Genomic DNA, 20,392 nt, shown 5'->3' on the forward strand with positions numbered 1-20,392 from the left:
GTTATTTGGCAATAACCACAAATCCAGATCTAATTGAACTGCCGTCTCTTAGATCAATTTTATAAAAATATGTTCCTGCAGTTAAGTATTTACCCACTACACCATTATCGTGGTTTATACCTTCCCACTTTACAGTAGTATTGTCATATTTCTCATCATTATAAACAACATTCCCCCATCTATTATAGATAGTAACAGTATTATTTGGGTAAAATTCTATGTCTTTAATATGCCAATAATCATTGTAACTATCTCCGTTTGGAGAGAAAGATGAATAGATCACTAACTCAGGTTTTATATTAATATGCACTTTTGCCTCTTCGACTGCATAAACTTGTCCATTAGAGGCATTCCAACTAATGGAATCTTTACCCGCATAATTAAGATTAGGTTCGTATATAAATTCAGAAAATGACGACTCTGAAAATAAGTCGTTTTCTTCAACTAGAATATCATTATGGTATAAATTTCCATTTTCAGGTAAAGTAGAAATATAGATTTCCTTAATTACTGTATCAGAATATACTTCTAAGAAATCTGTAAGTGTTATTGGTATATCTGTATTCTGTGGACCTTCTTTATAGATATCCTCTATGTCAGGAGGAGAAGCTGAAATACCATCAATAATAATTTTTATTACAGCTGAATTTACTGCCCAATTAAAACCATTATTTGCTGTATAATTTACATTATCAAAACCAAAATAATTATCATTAGGCGTATACACCAAATTTAGAATTTCGTTTCTTGCAATGGTCTGATTCACCTTAAGTGCTACCCCTTCAAAATAAAATGTACCAAACTTAGGCAAAGTAGTAAGTTGAATACTATCTAACCTAAACCCAGAAAAATCTTTAAAATTATCATCAAAATCCAGTAAATTAAACAATATATCCGTATTGATACTGCCATATTTCACAAAATCATTTACTACTGGTGGAAAAGGTAAACCTATTGTGATATGAACTCTACCATTATCAATTGCATAATTAAGACCGTCCCAACCATTCCATTCAAAAGAAGTACCTACTTTATTTAAATGTGTATTTGAGATAAAATAAATAGCATTAATCTCATTTACATTAATTTCATCATTAACAGCAAGCTTATCTTCACCTTTATATAAATTACCAATTAAGGGTATAGATTTAATTTGTATTTTTTGTAGAGTGTCACTATCAATAAACTCATGTACAAAATCACTTTTATCTAACCAAATTGTATCTCCAACCCTACCAGAATAATATATATCACCTACAATTGGTATATCATTAGTAATTGTAATTATAACATTCGCAGTGTTTAATGCATACGATAACCCATCCCAACCATTCCATTCAAAAAATGTGGAAAAAATACCAAATTCTTTTTTGGCAACAAGATAAAGTGAATCTATATCTGAAACTTGAACCTCATCATTTACATTCACAATTGTATTTCCTTTCATTAATACTCCAACTGTTGGTAATGTTGCTATTTGAATTTTATCAAGTGGTTGTGCATCGTTAAAATTTTTGATGAAATCTGTTTTTGCTAACCAAATTGTATCGCCTATTACACCAGAATAATATATATCACTTACAATTGGTATATCATTAGTAATTGTAATTATAACATTCGCAGTGTTTAATGCATACGATAACCCATCCCAACCATTCCATTCAAAAAATGTGGAAAAAATACCAAATTCTTTTTTGGCAACAAGATAAAGTGAATCTATATCTGAAACTTGAACCTCATCATTTACATTCACAATTGTATTTCCTTTCATTAATACTCCAACTGTAGGTAATGTTGCTATTTGAATTTTATCAAGTGGTTGTGCATCGTTAAAATTATTGATGAAATCTGTTTTTGCTAACCAAATTGTATCGCCTATTACACCAGAATAATATATATCACTTACAATTGGTATATCATTAGTAATTGTAATTATAACATTCGCAGCGTTTAATGCATACGATAACCCATCCCAACCATTCCATTCAAAAAATGTGGAAAAAATACCAAATTCTTTTTTGGCAACAAGATAAAGTGAATCTATATCTGAAACTTGAACCTCATCATTTACATTTACAATTGTATTTCCTTTCATTAATACTCCAACTGTAGGTAATGTTGCTATTTGAATTTTATCAAGTGGCTGTGCATCATTAAAATTTTTGATAAAATCTGTTTTTGCTAACCAAATTGTATCACCTATTACACCAGAATAATGTATATCACTTACAATTGGTATATCATTAGTAATTGTAATTATAACATTCGCAGTGTTTAAAGCATACGATAACCCATCCCAACCATTCCATTCAAAAAATGTGGAAAAAATACCAAATTCTTTTTTGGCAACAAGATAAAGTGAATCTATATCTGAAACTTGAACCTCATCATTTACATTTACAATTGTATTTCCTTTCATTAATACTCCAACTGTAGGTAATGTTGCTATTTGAATTTTATCAAGTGGTTGTGCATCAATAAAATTATTGATGAAATCTGTTTTTGCTAACCAAATTGTATCGCCTATTACACCAGAATAATATATATCACTTACAATTGGTATATCATTAGTAATTGTAATTATAACATTCGCAGCGTTTAATGCATACGATAACCCATCCCAACCATTCCATTCAAAAAATGTGGAAAAAATACCAAATTCTTTTTTGGCAACAAGATAAAGTGAATCTATACCTGAAACTTGAACCTCATCATTTACATTTACAATTGTATTTCCTTTCATTAATACTCCAACTGTTGGTAATGTTGCTATTTGAATTTTATCAAGTGGTTGTGCATCAATAAAATTATTGATGAAATCTGTTTTTGCTAACCAAATTGTATCGCCTATTACACCAGAATAATATATATCACTTACAATTGGTATATCATTAGTAATTGTAATTATAACATTCGCAGTGTTTAATGCATACGATAACCCATCCCAACCATTCCATTCAAAAAATGTGGAAAAAATACCAAATTCTTTTTTGGCAACAAGATAAAGTGAATCTATATCTGAAACTTGAACCTCATCATTTACATTTACAATTGTATTTCCTTTCATTAATACTCCAACTGTTGGTAATGTTGCTATTTGAATTTTATCAAGTGGTTGTGCATCAATAAAATTATTGATGAAATCTGTTTTTGCTAACCAAATTGTATCGCCTATTACACCAGAATAATATATATCACTTACAATTGGTATATCATTAGTAATTGTAATTATAACATTCGCAGTGTTTAATGCATACGATAACCCATCCCAACCATTCCATTCAAAAAATGTGGAAAAAATACCAAATTCTTTTTTGGCAACAAGATAAAGTGAATCTATATCTGAAACTTGAACCTCATCATTTACATTCACAATTGTATTTCCTTTCATTAATACTCCAACTGTAGGTAATGTTGCTATTTGAATTTTATCAAGTGGTTGTGCATCAATAAAATTATTGATGAAATCTGTTTTTGCTAACCAAATTGTATCGCCTATTACACCATTATAATGTATATCATTTACTATAGGAACATCATTAGAAACAATTACATTTATTATTGCCTGATCTGTTCCATCTGTATTATCGGTTAATGTATATGTAATTGTTGCATTGCCTATAAAGCCAGAAGTTGGTACAAAACGTACTTGCTGATTTTCTATTGTTGCTGTTCCATTCAAAACGTTATCTATTGTAAGTAATGCTAATGGATCATTGTCATCGTCAAAATCATTTATCTTAGCATCAATCACTATTGGAGTGTTAGATGTAGTTGTTCCATTATCATCTAAAGCAACAGGAGTATGTCTTTGATCGGCTATAATTATAGTAATTGTTGCATTATTAGTGGCAGAATCTCCAGATTGATCTAATACATTATACTCAAAGGTTGATGTTCCAAACCAAAAACGATTAGGTACAAATGTAAAGTCTGTAATATTCGAAAAAGTTATTTCATCACCTAAGTTTACATCTACACCTTGAAATTGTAATGTCCCATTTGGAGGTAGGGTTTTTATTATTACTTTATTGATTGTTTCAGTAGCATTAAAATTAGTGTATTTAGAAGAGAAGTCAATTGTGTTGAATGTTATTGAAGTGTTTTTTACACCACTTTTAGTAAAATCTTCAACAATTAATCCGTTAGCTCTTAAAAGGTTAATTTGAACATTATATACACTTTCTGTTTCTACTTCTCTGCCATCGATAACGGAAAAAGTAAAATTATCATAATTTATTAAAGAAGATGTTCCATCATAATTTCCACTATTATACCGTATAGAATCTTCTCTTTGTACATTTTCGTTACTTCTTATAGCTGAATACACCCTTTTATTTAAACCAAAATCATAAAAATTAGCTGTTAAAGCTCCTTTAGAAGGCAATTGATGTATCTTAACACTAATTAGAGGGCCATGTGGTGAATTTAAAAGAGGAAAAAAATCGACTACTTTATCTGTGAAGTTTTCATTTTCTCTAACAATAATTGTGATGTCTTCTGATGTAGGTTTGTCACTATCAGACTGAGTAGTACTAGCAAATAAGTTTTGTGTAATTAATAAAACAAGCAGTGCGTTAAGTAATGTTGAATTGCTTTTTGAATACATGAGTATAGGTTAATTCGCTTTTAAGGTTATTAATAATATTACTAAATAAAAATAACTTTCTTATAATCAACCCTTTAAAAAACAAAATTTTCCTGTTAATTTAACATTGCCCACAATCTATCGTTAAAAAGTGAGCAATGTTATATAACTATTTTCTACTCATCTCAAAAACCAATTCACCACCTTTCATTAATTCAAAATGATTTATTGTTGGTCCAGTAATTTCAACTCCGTTTAAAAGTATCTTTTTTACATAAACATTTTTTGATGATTGATTCTTAGCTACAATATGTAATGTATTGCCGTTCTCAAAATGTAAGGTTGCTTCTTTCACTAACGGACTACCAAGCGCATATTCAGCAGAACCGGGCAATACGGGATAAAATCCTATGGCAGAAAATACATACCAAGCACTCATTTGCCCTGCATCATCGTTTCCGCAAAGACCATCACGCTCGTTGGTGTACATAGTATCCATAATCATACGGACTCTCTGTTGTGTTTTTTCAGGTTGGTTGGTCCAATTATATAAATAAGGAATGTGGTGCCCTGGTTCGTTACCATGAACATAATTTCCAATTATTCCATCTCTAGTAATATCTTCGTTTTTTTCTATAAATCGTTCTTCAATTGGAGTAGTAAAAATCTTATCTAAGTGAGATGAGAAATGATCTTTACCACCCATCATAGTAATCATTTCATCAACATTGTGAGGTACATATAGGCCATAATTCCATGCATTTCCTTCAATAAAACCCTGCCCATGAGTATCTAATGGGTCAAATGCTGTTCTCCAAGTACCATCTTGCATTTTAGGACGCATATAATTACTAACTGAATCAAATACATTTTTAAAATTCTCTGATCTATAATGGAACTGAGAAGAGACCCCTTCTCTACCTGCATATTTTGCAATTTCACTAATACAAAAATCATCATAGGCATATTCTAATGTTTTTGATACGGAAGCTGAGTTATTATCTGCTGAAACATATCCATTGGCAATATAATCTCCTATCCCATCAAAATAAGTAACCGTTGCCGTGCTTACAGCTGCATCTAATGCCCTTTGAGGTGAAACATCTGTAGTCTCTTTTACCATAGCATCTGCAATTACACTTACCGCATGATACCCAATCATACACCAGTTTTCATTTGCATAATGACTCCAAATTGGCAACATATTATGTACACTTTGTTCTTGATGGGCCAACATAGATTTCACCATATCATTGTTTCTTGTTGGATGTAATACATTAAACAAAGGATGTAAGGCTCTATAGGTATCCCAAAGTGAGAATAATGTATAATTAGTAAACCCTTCTGATGTATAAATATTCTGATCTAGACCTCTATATTGTCCATCTACATCTTCGTACAAAACAGGACTTAACATTGTATGGTAGAATGCTGTATAAAATGTTACTTTCTGATCTTCTGTTAGCGTTTCAACCTCAACTTTTGACAATTCTGTATTCCATTTTTTGCGTGCTTCCTCTTTCGTTTTATCAAAATTCCAATGTGGTATTTCTGTTGCTAAATTAAGTAGAGCACCAGCCGTACTTACAGAAGACAACGCAAATTTAATATCAATACTTTCTTGTTCTTCTGTATCAAAATTAAAATAGGCTCTAATTTTCTCTCCCGCCATTTCTGGAAAATTATGTTCTTGATCAAATTTTCTGTAAAAACCATTGTATTTAACCTCTTCGTAGCGCTTATGTCCGTAGCTTTTGAAAGGCTTAGAGAATTTCATTGCAAAAAATACTTTCCTTGTTTTCCCCCAACCATTGGTCTGTCTATAACCTGTAACAGTCGAGTCGTTTTCTACACGTACAAAAGTCCAAACTGTTTTTCCTTCGTAATTATAGATATTAGAAATAAGGTCTAAAATAATATGTGCATCATCTGATTTTGGGAATGTATAACGATGATAGCCCACTCTATCAGATGTGGTTAGTTCTGCTTTAATGTTGTAATCGTCTAAAGTAACAGCATAATACCCAGGTGAAGCTTCTTCTGTTTGATGTGAAAATTGGGAATGATAACCACTTTGAGGTTGGTCGGCAGTTCCTGGATTTAAACGAAGCGCCCCTGTTGTAGGCATCAGTAAGAAATCGCCTAAATCTGAATGTCCTGTACCACTCATATGTGTATGGCTAAAACCAAAAATAGTGCTGTCTGCATATTGGTAACCTGCACAATAAGCATAGGTAGCAGGATTGTATTTCCCGTCTATCAACATTGCTTCCTGATTGGTTTCTGGACTAAGTTGTACCATACCAAAAGGTGTTGTTGCACCAGGGTAAGTATGTCCCATATTTTGTGTTCCGATAAACGGGTTTACAAAAGAAGTATAGTCTTTATTCTGTGCTTGTACAATATTGGATGTACATATAAATAGAATAAGTAGATAATTGAAACTAGTAAGTAAAAAATTTTTCATGTAATGGAGTTTAATAAACTCAAAAATACATTTTTAAGATTGACTATTTATCTAATTAAGTTTTTATAAGATTTAATGACCGATAGTCGTTTTTAAGTACTATTAACTTGTAAAATACTGAGGATCGGTGTAATATCGTAGCTTAAATTACTCTCATAAATAACAAAACTCTTTTACGATAAAGGAGTAACCGTATTACACATTATTAAACATGAAAAAATCATTTCTATTATCATCACTCTTAGTCCTTATAAGTTGGTGTTCTTTTGCCAATCCACTTTGGATGAGGTACCCTGCAATTTCGCCTGATGGAGAACATATTGCATTTGCTTATCAAGGTGACGTATATGTAGTAAAAAGTTCAGGTGGAGAAGCAAGAATGCTTACGCAACATGTAGCCCATGATTATCATCCTGTATGGAGCCCTGATAGTAAAACAATCGCTTTCGCATCTGACAGACATGGTAATTTTGATATCTTCACAGTAGATGTGAATGGTGGTATTCCAAAACGTTTAACATACAATTCTGCTAAAGAAACGCCTTTCTCTTTTACGCCAGATGGTAAGAATGTCTTATTTTCTGCCGTTATTTTAGACGACATTAAAAGTGTACAATTCCCATATGGTCGTTTTCCAGAATTATATACTGTTGGTCTTGAAGGTAACAGACCTACTCAGTTAATTACAACGCCTACAATTAATGCTAAATACAATAAAGAGCAAACCAAAATTCTTTATCAAGACTATAAAGGTTATGAAGATAATTGGAGAAAGCACCACCGTTCTTCTGTAACAAGAGACATTTGGATGTATGATGTTGCAAATAAAGAACATACTAAATTAACCACTTATGATGGCGAAGATCTTTATCCAAATTTTTATGATAACGAATCAAAAATTGCTTATGTAAGCGAAGAAGCTGGTTCTGCAAATGTTTGGATTGCCGATATAGATGGAAAGAACAAAAAGCAAATCACAACATATATAAAAGACCCAGTACGTTTTCTTACTGTAGCAAACAGTGCAACAATGTGCTTTGGTTTTGATGGTGAAATTTATACAGTTATAGAAGGAGAAGCACCTAAAAAGGTTGTTATCAGTATTAAAAGTGATGCTAAAGTTAATAATATCACTTTTAAAAAAGCACACAAAGGAGGACATTCAATTTCTGTTTCACCAAATGGAAAAGAACTTGCATTTATCTTAAGAGGTAATGTATTTGTTACTTCAATAGATTATTCAACTACCGTTCAGATTACTAAAACTCCAGAACAGGAACGTAGTGTTCAGTTCTCTCCTGATGGTAGAAAACTTGTTTATGCAGGTGAAAGAAATAACAGCTGGAACATTTATATGTCTGAAATTAAAGACGAGAATGAACCGTATTTTATAAATGCTACTTCTATTGAAGAAAGCACTATTACTGCAAAGCAAGAAGTAGAAGAATTCCAACCTATGTTTTCTCCTAAAGGAGATGAGATAGCCTACTTGGAAGAAAGAACTACATTAAAAGTGATCAACTTAAAATCTAAAACTAGCAGAACAATTTTAGAAGGTAAATATAATTATTCTTATTCTGATGGAGATCAGCATTATGATTGGTCACCTGATGGAAAATGGTTTGTTGTTCAATATTCACCTAATTCATGGGCTAGTACAGATATTGGTTTAGTTGCTGCAAAAGGTGATCAGAAGATTATTAATCTTACGCAAAGTGGTTACAATAGTGTACTTCCTAAATTTGCAATGGATGGTAAAGCTATCATCTTCCAAAACGACAAATATGGTTACAGAAGTCACGGTAGTTGGGGTGCTGAAGATGATGTTTTTGGTATCTTCTTAACAAAAGATGCTTTTGATGAATTCCAATGGTCTAAAGAGAAATACGAATACGAGACAAAAATTAAGGAAGACAAAGAGAAAAAAGATAAAGAAGCAGAAGAGGAAGTAACTTCTAAAAAGAAGAAGAAGAAAAAAGATACTTCAGAAGATAAAGAAGCTACTTTAGAAATTGAGTTCGATAATATCCAAGATCGTATTCTTCGTATTACAATTAATTCGTCTTTCTTATCTGATATGCTCTTAACTAAAGATGGAGGTAAACTTTATTATTTAAGTAGTTTTGAAGGTGGTTTTGATCTTTGGGTAAAAGATATTCGTAAGAATGAAACAAAATTATTACATAAACTTAGTGGTGGCAATGGTAACCTTCAATTTGATAAGGACCACAAAAACATCTACTTCGAAAATGGTAATAGTTTCTCAAAAATTGAGCTTTCTTCAGATGCTAAATCAAATATTTCTTATGCTGCTAATTACTATTTAGATAAAGCTGCAGAAAGAGCCTACTTATTTGACCATGTTTGGAGACAAGTTGAAAAGAAATTCTACGATCCAGAAATACATCAAGTAGATTGGAATTACTACAAAGAAGATTATGCTAAATTCCTTCCTCATATCAATAATAACTACGATTTCTCTGAAATGTTAAGTGAATTATTGGGTGAATTGAACGGATCGCACACAGGCTGTAGATTCTACCCTAGTGCTGTAAACGGAGATCAAACGGCAACTTTTGCTGCTTTCTTTGACAATACATATACAGGCAATGGTTTAAAAATTGAAGAAATTATTGAAGGTAGTCCACTCCTTTCTTTAGAAAAAGAAATTAAAGCAGGAATGATTATCGAAAAAATTGATGGTATTACAATTGAAAACGGAAAGGATTACTATCAATTTTTAAATCATAAAGTTGGTCAGAATATGCATGTTGTTTTGTTAGACCCAAGTAATGGTAACAGAGAGACAATAATTGTACAGCCTATTTCTATGGGTGCTCAAAGTAATTTATTGTACAAAAGATGGGTAAAACAAAGAGAAGTAGAAACGGAAAAAGTATCTAACGGAGAAATTGGTTATGTGCATGTAAGAGGCATGAACAGTAGCAGTTTTAGAACCGTTTACTCTGAAGCTTTAGGTAAAAATTACCAGAAAAAAGCACTTATTGTAGACACTCGTTTTAATGGTGGAGGCTGGTTACACGATGATCTTGCTACTTTCTTAAGTGGAAAAGTGTATGCTCAATTTGCTCCAAGAGGACAAAAGTTCGGTACTGAACCAATTAATAAATGGACAAAGCCATCTGCGGTATTGGTTTCTGAAGGTAATTACTCTGATGCTTACGGATTCCCTTATGCCTACAAAACGTTGGGAATTGGTAAATTAATTGGTATGCCGATTCCTGGAACAATGACTGCTGTATGGTGGGAACGTCTTCAAGATAAATCTTTAGTATTTGGTATTCCTCAAGTAGGTGTGCAAGATATGAATGGTAATTATCTTGAAAATCAACAAATTGAACCAGATGTTAAAGTTGATTTAGACAAGAAAGTAGCTGCTGAAGGTAAAGATCAGCAACTTGAAAAAGCTGTTTCTGAACTTCTTAAATAAGAAATAGTCAAAGTGAAAAACACCCCAATCAATTTATATAATTGATTGGGGTGTTTTTGTTTTATCTAATTTTTGAGAAACTTATTTTCTCTACGTTTCTTACTTTAATTTCATCTTTCTTAATAAAATTAATCAAGCCGTCTAAACAGACGAGTGTAAAAAGTCCGATAATAAAATACAAGACTCGTTTTTTGGCAGTCTTCATAAGAGTTAATTTGTTACAATGGGTAAATCTCTAATGTGAATTTAAAGAAGAAAGTTCAATGCTCAATATAATACCAAAAATTTCAAATCAATTTTAAAACGAAAACTTAAAATAATACAATTTAATGTTGTGTTTTCGTTTCCATTTCTACAAAAGTACCTGTATTTTGATCTACCTCATGAGCCACAATTTGAGAGGCTAAACCAGTCTTTAAATAATAACTAGCTTCTATTTTTATATTATCATCTATTAAAAATTGAAAATGAGCCAATTCTCTATCTACTTGATGCTCTATAATTTGAAGTGATTGAATTTCTTCTTGTAAATGAATAATGATAGAACCATTTGTGGGGTTATAAAAATACTCCGACTCATCTTTATAATTAATTCCCATATACATTTCTAAAACCTTAATAGCCCGTGCCCCTTTAAAGGTCTCTCCTATCATTTTTTGAACAGACTTTTCTGTAAGGTGTTTGGGATTTACATCTTGCTCAATTTTAATGAAAATAGAATTAAAAGATAAAAATGTAATAAGTAAAAATTGATACATAGGTTTAAAAGTAGAATGGTTAGCAGAAACTATTTTGGTAAACTACTAAAGAATTGAGAAGAAGTAAAATTTCATGAAAAGTACCCTTGTATGTTATTGCTTATTATTGAGAATATCCTAAATATAAAATACCTATTTATGGGTATTGCTACTAGTGGTAATTACTTGTACTTTTGAACTAATAACTAACATACAAGTAACTATTTTTTACAATGACAAAACTAATTTTCAACTTCAATCTACTGTCTCTTCTATTACTTTTAGTTTCGACAGATACATTGAAAAAAGATAGATGTGCACCACTAACTATCTTAAAAGAAGATCTGAATAGTTATGTACCAGAAATTATTGATTCAGATAAATTAATTGTTTCTACCATCCAAAACACTAAAAACATTGTTGATGGTAGCACTCATTTGGATGATTAAGATATACTAACTCCCTTAATAATTTGAAACTAAGAAGATAAATATTCATTTATCCTATTAACACTGTGTATTACCCTCATAATATGTTATTCTTTGACTAAAAGAGTATTATGGGGGTTTTTTATTTACCTTTTCTTAAAACACTCAACTGATATACTATAAAAAATATAATTGGTAATAGAAATACTGATAATGTATTGATCCAAAATAAACCAATGCTAGTATCAAAAGATAAATTGAATGATGAGATCATTTTTTGAAGAGCAAAAGACCAATTACCTGTAAGTAAATAACTCACAACTCCCCACATAGAAGCATATCCAATTAAAAATTTATTTGTTGATTTAAACTGAAACTCTATATGTGATTTTGGATTATTTATAGCGTTATTACCATAATAAATCGTTAAAGGTAAACCCACTATCCCTGCCCAATTAATTAATGTACCTAATGTTAATTGAATACTAGAAATTACTTCAATATTTAAAATAGATGCATTCGTTAGTGTGAGATAAACAGAAATTACAAATACGATACTAGCTTGTATACATTCTTTTTTTCTAATGATCATATGTTTTCAATTACAATTTATAACTCAGAGAAGTCATTTAAAACCCCCTTACTTTTTGACGTATTGGTAAGAGCATGTAAATATTTACATAAAAAAAATGGATACAAATTAAATGTATCCATTTTCTTATTAAAAGATATCTATGTTATTATTTTTCTGTCAAAACTTCATAATAATCTCCCCATTCATGGTCATATTTTCTTGTTCTAACATCAAGAATTTTCCCACTATTATTATACATCACTATGTGAAGTTTAATGTCATCGTTTACTGTAAAGTACACATTTGTAAGTTGGTTTGTAACAGCAAAATCTTCTACTTTTACTTTTTTCATACCTTCTTTAAAGTACATTACAATATTTCCATTCTGCGGATTATATATGTATTGCATGTTACCTTCTGTAGTAACATTTAAATATTTTTCTAACATTTCTGATGCATGAGATCTATCAAGTTCTAAGCCTTTTATAGATTCTAATTCTGCTCTAGAAATTAAATAAGGATCAACATCGGCAAATGAAGCCGAAATTGAAGCTATGCTTGCTATTAATATTATGAATAGTTTCTTCATTGTTCTGAAGTTTATAGGTAAATTCTTAAATCAATGTGGTTATCATTACTGATATCTAAGATACGTGGATATCACCATCTACATTGTTATTGTTTGCTGTCATTAACCAATGTTATATTTCGTTTAGATTGTTAGAAAGAAGTTCAAATCAGGTAAAAGCATAAAAAAACCAAGCTACTCTAAAATCATTCAGTTATTTTAATTCATTCTCTCTTGAATTATTTGAATCTATAGTATATGCTATTAGTATGTTTTTTCAATTTAGAATAGCTTGGTTATGGGTAAAACAACTATAAGAAAGGGTTTATTTTTTAATACGCTACTTCAAATAAGTTAGAAGCTTTTTCATATCCTTTTGTTGTCAGATCTGTTTTTGTACACTTGTAAGATGTTGATACACTTTTTACAAAACCATCTTTAGACAAGCTTTCTACAATTTCTTGTACTTCATCTTTGTTAGATGAAATACCTAAATTTTGAGATATTTCTTCAATACTCTCTCCTTCGTTAAGACAAATTCCCATAAGAATTTTGTCTAGTTTTAATTGGTGGTCCATTGTTATTTGAGTTATGTTAAACGGAAACTATATTTTAAGTAGTAACTTATATCTCTCTATTATCTTAAATATGTAATTTTTATTCTTCAACATTACCTTGAGTAGAATAAAAAACAAGCCATAAATTAACAGAGAATCTATATTACACTACCTATTGATTGTCATTACGTTAAGTAAATTTCACTAAAAAATAAAAGTAAAAAAGTGACCACCATCACTAAAGTGAAAATTTAAACAACCGGTTGCGTATTTTTTTAGGCAAATAATAATTTAGTGTGATAAAAAATAATCTAAATATTATTTCTGTTGTCCATATTTGGATAATAACTACTGTAGGCTACAAGCATTCCAACTACAATTGCACAAAACATGAGGAGCCCGGATGTACCAATACTAGGGTTATCTAGAATAGGATTATTATTTATTTGGTTAGAGAGCCCCATAAACAACCTACTTCCGGGTACTAAAATTACAATTCCTTGAAGAAGATAAACAGATGGAGGGACATCTTTTCTTCTGCTTATTACTATACTCCCAAATGTGATCAAAAAGGCGCTTACAAAAGTACCAAATATCCAACCTATATTTTCGGCAAAAATCATTGGGCCCCAATAGGCAATAAAAGCAAGAAGCATCCCTAAGAATAAATCAGATTTTCTTGTATTAAAAACAACACCTAAGCCAAATGATATCACAGGTAATGCTACCCATACAATCCATTTTGGCATCTCGTTTACAAAAACGTCTTGTTCTAAAGCAAAGAAATACTGCCCTAAAGACATTCCTAGGTAAACACCAATAAATAATTTCAGAAAAATCATTATTGCATTAAATAAAAAGCCAGAACCCGAATTAAACTGGTTAAAAGCAATTTCTTCTAAAGCAATTGATATTGTTAACCCTGGTACATATAAAATTACCGCTGCTAAACTAAGTTCTAATACATCTAAATCTGGATAGAAGTACTTAAAAAAACAACCTAATAAACTACATGTAAATGCAGTATAAAACTCTACAGTATATTTAGAGGTTTTATACCTACTATTAATTTTAGTCACTGCATAGCCTACAAAACCCATTACAAAGCAAAACATAAAAGTAATCCAACTACCACCAATTAATGCTAAAAATGATGGAGGTATAATTGTATATGCCAAAGCCAACATCCCTTCAGAGTACAATTTCTTTTTCGCTATAACTTTATCAATATTTGCTGTGATTTCTGCAAAAGAATATTCATTTTTAAAAGACTCTTGTAGCTGATTATGAAGTTCTGCCAGTTTACCCAAATCATTTGCTCCAAGCGGAATATATTGCAACACTACCTGACGCTCTTGACTTTTGGGATCTTCAATCTGATAATTAAGCGTATTTGTGGTTACTTGGCAAGAAACATCTACACCAATATGATCTGCTATATCTTGTATATATGTTTCTACTCGAAGAGAAGAGCATCCAAAACGGTGCAAAGCATTTCCGATTTTTACTATCAATTTATATTTCTCTTCAAAGTTCTTCATTATGGCTGTATGTTTTTCAAATTGGAGTGCAAACTTAAAGTATTCAGTAATCCATACCAAGTATTTCTCATCATCCTAAAAAATAAAATTATAGATATGGTACTTCTTTCAAAAAAAATGATTTTCTGTACTCTTTAATTTATATTTACCTCTTAAATAATAAACAACGCTAAAGAAATAGAAAATATGAAATACAAATGTATTGTCTTCGATTGTGACGGTATTCTTGTTGATAGTGAAACTTTGACAATGGAGGTTTTTTCTGATTTATTTTTAGAGTATGGTTGGAAGGTAAGTGCAGAGGAAGCACTTAGATTATTTAAAGGAAAAGCTTTCTTTGAGATTATAGACTACATAAATACAGTCCCAAAAATTGTATTACCAGAAGATTTTGAACAAATTTTTAGACAACGAACGTTTGAAGCTTTCACTAAAAACTTAAAAGCAATACCAGGAATAAAAATAGTATTGGATAAATTAGTTGAACATAAAATTCCTTTTTGTGTTGCTTCTAATGGACCAATGACCAAAATGCTTCATAATTTAAAAGCTACTCAATTACTTCCTTATTTTGAAGGTAAAATGTACAGTGCTTTTGAGATTAAAAAATGGAAACCTGCACCAGATCTTTTTCTTCATGCAGTAAAAGAAATGGGGTTTAATAATAAAGATTGTGTTGTTATAGAAGATTCTCGTTCTGGCATAACAGCTGCTCAAAATGGGAAATTAGATGTAATTGGTTACCACAAAGATGCCGATCATTTTAACGATCTGTCTATTCCATCCATTACTAACATGGCACAATTGATTACGCTTTTTGAACTTACCTAAAGCAATATATCACTTAGAATTAAAACTTATTTAGAGAATTAACCGTATTGGGTAGTAGTACTAATCTAACAACTTATTTATCATGAAAAACATATTAACCTCACTTTTATTAATTATGAGTGTTCAATTCGTGAATGCTCAAGCAAAGAATTTTATCGATCAACCTTATATTGAGACTTCTGCCAGTATAGATTCTCTTGTATCGCCAGATAACATTCACCTAATTATTACTTTAGACGAGATTGATACTAAAAATAAAGTATCTACTGAAGTATTAGAAAACAAGATGAACAAGGCTTTAAAAAGTTTGGGTATTGATACTAAAAAAGACTTATTAATTATTGATTTTTCTAGTGATTTCAACAAATCATTCTTAAAAGGTCAAAAAGTCTATAAAGCGAAGCAATATGATTTAGTAGTACATACTGGACTAATGGCAAGTAAAGTAATGAAAGCCTTAGAGAAAGAAAATATCTCTCATATCAGATTAGGTAAACTTGAATATTCTAAAGCGGAAGAGCTAGAAAATATATTGAGAATTAAAGCAATTAGAACCTCTAGAGCTACAGCAAAAACACTTGCTGAAGCAATTGGTCAAGAAGCTGGAAAAGCAATTCATATTATTGACAATACAAGCAATAATAATAGACAAGTCAGAATGTATGCTAGTGATAGTTGGGGTGGTGCTGAATCTTACAACAAACAAGAACAACCACTAGATTTAAGTATTAAAAAAATCACCTTTAGTAGTTCTGTTCGTGTTAAGTATATATTAGAATAAAAAAAACAGCCCGTAATTTAAAATTACGGGCTGTTTTTATACGCACTACTAACTACTATTGTTGTTGTTTAGTAGCTGCAATAACAATCTCTCTAACGTTCACTCCTTGAGGTTGATTAAATGCATACCAAATTGCATTTGCAATATCTTCTGCTCTTAATACACCACCCATATCTTGTTTCCAAGCTTCGTAACCGTCTTTAATTTCATCAGAAGTAGTGTGCGATAACAATTCTGTTTCTACAGCACCAGGTGCAATAGTTACCATTCTTACATTATCTGCAGATGCTTCTTCCCTTGCATTTTCAGTTAAGGCATGTACTCCAAATTTAGTAGCACAATAGGCTGCGTGATTTCCGAATGTTTTTCTTCCAGCAATTGATGATACATTTACGATTGTACCACTTTTTCTTGCTCTCATTTGAGGTAAAACAGTCTGCATACCATTTAATACACCCATTACATTTACATCTAACATTGTTTTCCACTCTTGTGGATTTTGAGAGGCGACATCTCCTAGAAGCATAACTCCAGCATTATTAATAATTGCTTCTGCTTCTCCAAATTTTTCTTCTGCTTCTGTAACAGCCGCTTTAAATGCGCCAAAATCTGTTACATCTACTTTTCTGCAAAGTGCATTTTCTAGTTGAAGTGCTTCTACTTTGTCTACTCTACGAGCAAGTAACAATAAAGCATATCCTTTTTTAGAAAACAATTGAGCTGTTGCTGCACCAATTCCAGAGCTTGCTCCAGTAATGATAATTAATCCTTTTAATGAATTCATGATAATGGAAATATAAGTTTTATTTATACCTGTTTTGATTGATGAAACAAAAGTATTTTATAATTTTAAAGCATCAAAATACTATTTTTATATACCTATTATAATTTAAATTTATGGATGAGAGATTACTTCGTTTTTTTGTAGCTGTATATGAAACAAAAAATGTATCGAGAGCCGCAGAGAAATGTCATGTTTCTCAACCCAATATATCTAACGGAATAAAACAGCTCGAAGAATTAATTGGTAAAACATTATTTCTACGACATAAAAGAGGTGTGGAATTAAACGAAGAAGCGCACTACCTCTACCCAATTGCCAAACGGATTTTAGGTGAATTAAATTCCATCCCTTCAATATTTCAAGAAGAAATTTTAAAATATAAAATTATTATCAGTGTAGCTGAAAGTATCTCTCAAAAATTTAAAAGTGATTTTTTCTCAACTGCAGCAAAAAACATTAAGAATGTTGAATGGGATGTTAGGCCAATAGGTAGAGATTGTGATATTAATATTATAGTAAGAGAATGGAAATATACAGATCATATATTTCTACCTCTATTTAGAGAAGAATATGTATTATGTGTTCCCAACAGTCATAAACTTGCGGCAAAAGATAGTATAGATAATAATGATCTTATTGATGTTGCTTTTATACATTGTCCCCCATGTGAAGCACACCAACAGTGCCTATCTATTTTAAATAGTTCTGGTGCTAAATGGAATACCGTAGCAAACTGCAGTACAAAAAATGAAGTACTGACTTTATTAATAGCGGGTTTAGGAGTTACATTTTTACCAAAAGAATTTGCAAGTGGATGGGAGGAATTTCAAATTAAAAAATTTAATGGACCACGCTTTTATAGAGAAGTTGGTTTTTCATACGCAAAAGAGAGCTTAAAGAACCCAGCTATTCATCAATTAATCGAATTATTTAGTGAAAAACAGTTTACTCAACGTGAAGTAAACCTGAAAAATTAGACCTTAGTTAAGGTTTATTGAAATAAATTTGAATAATCACAGACATACAAACACTTAAATATCAATAGATTAGAATAGATGTAACTTTTTGTAACCTATGTAACTTAGATTGTAACCTTTTGTAACTTCAAGAATTTTGGTTTGTTTAAACTTCTTACTTTATTCGAACATACACAGAAAAAATACATTGACAGTTAGGTTTCATTTGTTACTCAAAAAGTTTTAAAATTGTTTGAAATATTTCTACTATAAACTTTTAATTTAACATAGTAAGAAGAGAATATTCACAGGTATTGTTCTTCGATAAACGATATTTTATCTAGATCTAACTTCTCTTTTATCATTTAATAGTCAACTTGATAAAAGAAACATTTTTACACACAATAGGAATTAAATAAAAACAGCAGCATACAGTGTTGCTGTTTTTTTTATATCATAATTAAATAATCTACTAACTTCCCTTCTATCTCCATCTTCTTTTTAATTCTATGTCTTGCCACTTTTACAGCACCTTCAGAAGTATTTCTAAATTCAGCAATTTCCTTATTTTTCATGTTGAGTTTTATAAGGGCACAAATCTCAATTTCAGAAGGTGTTAATTGCGGAAAATCTATTTTTAATTTTTTTCTAAAACTATCGTTTACAACCTCCAAATTATCTTGAAAATAAACTTTCTTTTCTTCTATTTGTCGTTGTCGAGTTAAATCATTTACAACACTCTTTAGATCTGTTTTAATATCACCAGAACTTAAGGCGGCAGTTAATTTATGAACTAATTGTTCATTATAGCCTTGTTTCATCTTGTTATCAAGAATAACATTGTCCAAGTCTCCTTTCTGAGATTCTAAATTGGCAGTTAATTTCTTTTTATCTTTTTCTAGACTTTTATACCTGTCTGCTAAAGCAAAAGACATTAATATAACTTCCGTTGAAATAGCCATTGAATAAAACTGATTCATATATGGACTTGAAGGTATATAACCAAATAAAACTAAGGCTTTAGATATAATTCCTAAAAAATAAACTGACCAACCAATTAGATAGAATTTTGCTGTTTCATTTCCTTCTCTATAGGCATTTACACCCGTAATTATAGCAATAATACAATAAGCGGTAGTAATAGTTGCAAGAAGCTTATACGTCATTAAATACCCATTAAAATTCATGAGCATAGTACCTAAATAAGCCATTAAATCAAGTGATATTAAACCAATCAAAATTCTATAAAACAACTTGTGCTTCACTTTTAAATTAAGAAATTTAATACAGAAGATACTAGAAATAATACTTACCATACTAATATTAAAAGTAATGAGTGCCGTTTTTACAGTACTAGATAATTCTAAGAAGTTCAAGTTTAAAAACCCCTCTATAGACATCATTGCAAAAACAATAAAAACACCGTGCAAACTGTAATAAAAGTAGATTTTATCTTTAAAATTCACTCCTAAAAACAAATTATAAAGTACTATTATTAAAAACATTCCTATAAAAATGCCATACCTAATAGTCAACCAAAAATTGTATTCTGCTTTCTTTTCTTTGTCTACTAGTTCTAAACTATACATGTGTGCATAAGGACTTAAACTAGAAAAGTAGAATAGATTATTTCCTTTTTTTAGATGAATTGGAAAGTAATATCCAGACGGGCTACCAAGCTTATTTTTATGATAAACCCCAACCTCACTAGTATTCCAAGTAACTCCCTTTTCTTTGTAAAAAACAATTTCGTCTGTTAGTAATTTAGGTATTCTTAATTCAAAATCATCCGTTTCATTTGCGGTATTATTGATTTCAACTTTAACCCAAACTCTATTTGTTGTATAACCAAGGTTCACCTGACTACTCCATTTATAAATAAACGTTTTAGTTTTCAAATCATTGATTTCCAAATTATTTGTATCATCTATCAGATAGCTAACTTTTATAGATGTCGCTTTTAATGGGGTTGAAATACCATCTATTGTACAGAATAAAATAAAGAGTAGTAGTAATAAATTTTTTTTCATAAATGCCGTCTAGTGCTGTAAAAGGGCAATATAATCAATCATTCATAGAAAAAGTAAACTACAATGTAAAGGATGTTATTATAGTTTTCTATTGTAGTC

At 30.6% G+C, this 20,392-nt stretch carries 14 protein-coding genes; 5 read left to right on the top strand and 9 right to left on the bottom strand.

All coding sequences use genetic code 11. From position 1 onward, the window contains the following. Window position 1: 1 nt before the first annotated feature. The gene (locus tag EI427_RS24820; RefSeq protein ID WP_126620148.1) at window positions 2-4,609 is read right to left on the bottom strand and encodes a T9SS type B sorting domain-containing protein; all 4,608 of its coding nucleotides are present in this window, start codon (window positions 4,607-4,609) and stop codon (window positions 2-4) included. Window positions 4,610-4,757: 148 nt separating this feature from the next. Further along, window positions 4,758-7,055, bottom strand: a complete 2,298-nt coding sequence (locus EI427_RS24825) for a GH92 family glycosyl hydrolase (protein WP_126620150.1) — start codon at window positions 7,053-7,055, stop codon at window positions 4,758-4,760. Window positions 7,056-7,266: 211 nt separating this feature from the next. Between EI427_RS24825 and EI427_RS24830 the strand changes: the two genes are divergently transcribed. After that, window positions 7,267-10,506, top strand: coding sequence for a S41 family peptidase (locus EI427_RS24830; protein WP_126620152.1), 3,240 nt, complete (start codon window positions 7,267-7,269; stop codon window positions 10,504-10,506). A 326-nt stretch (window positions 10,507-10,832) separates the two neighbouring features. On the opposite strand, the gene EI427_RS24835 is transcribed toward EI427_RS24830, so the two are convergent. Next, window positions 10,833-11,264 carry a hypothetical protein gene (locus EI427_RS24835; protein ID WP_126620154.1) on the bottom strand — a complete coding sequence of 144 codons (432 nt, stop codon included), beginning with the start codon at window positions 11,262-11,264 and terminating at the stop codon, window positions 10,833-10,835. 212 nt (window positions 11,265-11,476) lie between these two features. Here EI427_RS24835 and EI427_RS24840 point away from each other — a divergent pair, with 212 nt between their 5' ends. Next, window positions 11,477-11,692 (top strand): hypothetical protein, encoded by a 216-nt coding sequence (locus tag EI427_RS24840; RefSeq protein ID WP_126620156.1) that lies wholly within the window; start codon window positions 11,477-11,479, stop codon window positions 11,690-11,692. 121 nt (window positions 11,693-11,813) lie between these two features. Here the strand turns inward: EI427_RS24840 and EI427_RS24845 are convergent, their stop codons facing one another. The 4 genes from EI427_RS24845 to EI427_RS24860 all read right to left on the bottom strand — a co-directional run bounded on the left by EI427_RS24845 (window position 11,814) and on the right by EI427_RS24860 (window position 14,911). Continuing rightward, on the bottom strand, window positions 11,814-12,263 hold the full coding sequence (locus tag EI427_RS24845; protein ID WP_126620158.1) for a hypothetical protein: 450 nt from the start codon (window positions 12,261-12,263) through the stop codon (window positions 11,814-11,816). Between the two features lie 148 nt (window positions 12,264-12,411). Further along, window positions 12,412-12,834 (bottom strand): hypothetical protein, encoded by a 423-nt coding sequence (locus tag EI427_RS24850; RefSeq protein WP_126620160.1) that lies wholly within the window; start codon window positions 12,832-12,834, stop codon window positions 12,412-12,414. Between the two features lie 311 nt (window positions 12,835-13,145). Continuing rightward, complete coding sequence (locus EI427_RS24855; RefSeq protein ID WP_126620162.1) at window positions 13,146-13,391, bottom strand: hypothetical protein; 246 nt, start codon at window positions 13,389-13,391, stop codon at window positions 13,146-13,148. A gap of 290 nt (window positions 13,392-13,681) precedes the next feature. Beyond that, window positions 13,682-14,911, bottom strand: a complete 1,230-nt coding sequence (locus EI427_RS24860; protein ID WP_126620164.1) for a threonine/serine exporter family protein — start codon at window positions 14,909-14,911, stop codon at window positions 13,682-13,684. A 186-nt stretch (window positions 14,912-15,097) separates the two neighbouring features. On the opposite strand from EI427_RS24860, the gene EI427_RS24865 reads away from it, so the two are divergent. Together EI427_RS24865 and EI427_RS24870 are read left to right on the top strand one after the other, a co-directional pair. Further along, a complete protein-coding gene (locus EI427_RS24865) occupies window positions 15,098-15,742 on the top strand; it encodes an HAD family hydrolase (RefSeq protein ID WP_126620166.1) in 645 nt (214 codons plus the stop codon). An 82-nt stretch (window positions 15,743-15,824) separates the two neighbouring features. Continuing rightward, the gene (locus tag EI427_RS24870) at window positions 15,825-16,523 is read left to right on the top strand and encodes an SIMPL domain-containing protein (protein WP_126620168.1); all 699 of its coding nucleotides are present in this window, start codon (window positions 15,825-15,827) and stop codon (window positions 16,521-16,523) included. Window positions 16,524-16,578: 55 nt separating this feature from the next. Here the strand turns inward: EI427_RS24870 and EI427_RS24875 are convergent, their stop codons facing one another. Beyond that, on the bottom strand, window positions 16,579-17,307 hold the full coding sequence (locus tag EI427_RS24875) for an SDR family oxidoreductase (protein WP_126620170.1): 729 nt from the start codon (window positions 17,305-17,307) through the stop codon (window positions 16,579-16,581). A 113-nt stretch (window positions 17,308-17,420) separates the two neighbouring features. Between EI427_RS24875 and EI427_RS24880 the strand changes: the two genes are divergently transcribed. Continuing rightward, a complete protein-coding gene (locus EI427_RS24880) occupies window positions 17,421-18,284 on the top strand; it encodes a LysR family transcriptional regulator (RefSeq protein ID WP_126620172.1) in 864 nt (287 codons plus the stop codon). Between the two features lie 428 nt (window positions 18,285-18,712). Here the strand turns inward: EI427_RS24880 and EI427_RS24885 are convergent, their stop codons facing one another. Further along, window positions 18,713-20,293, bottom strand: coding sequence for a 7TM diverse intracellular signaling domain-containing protein (locus EI427_RS24885; RefSeq protein WP_126620174.1), 1,581 nt, complete (start codon window positions 20,291-20,293; stop codon window positions 18,713-18,715). Window positions 20,294-20,392 lie beyond the last annotated feature (99 nt).

It is taken from the genome of Flammeovirga pectinis, assembly GCF_003970675.1.
In the GTDB taxonomy this organism is placed as follows: domain Bacteria; phylum Bacteroidota; class Bacteroidia; order Cytophagales; family Flammeovirgaceae; genus Flammeovirga; species Flammeovirga pectinis.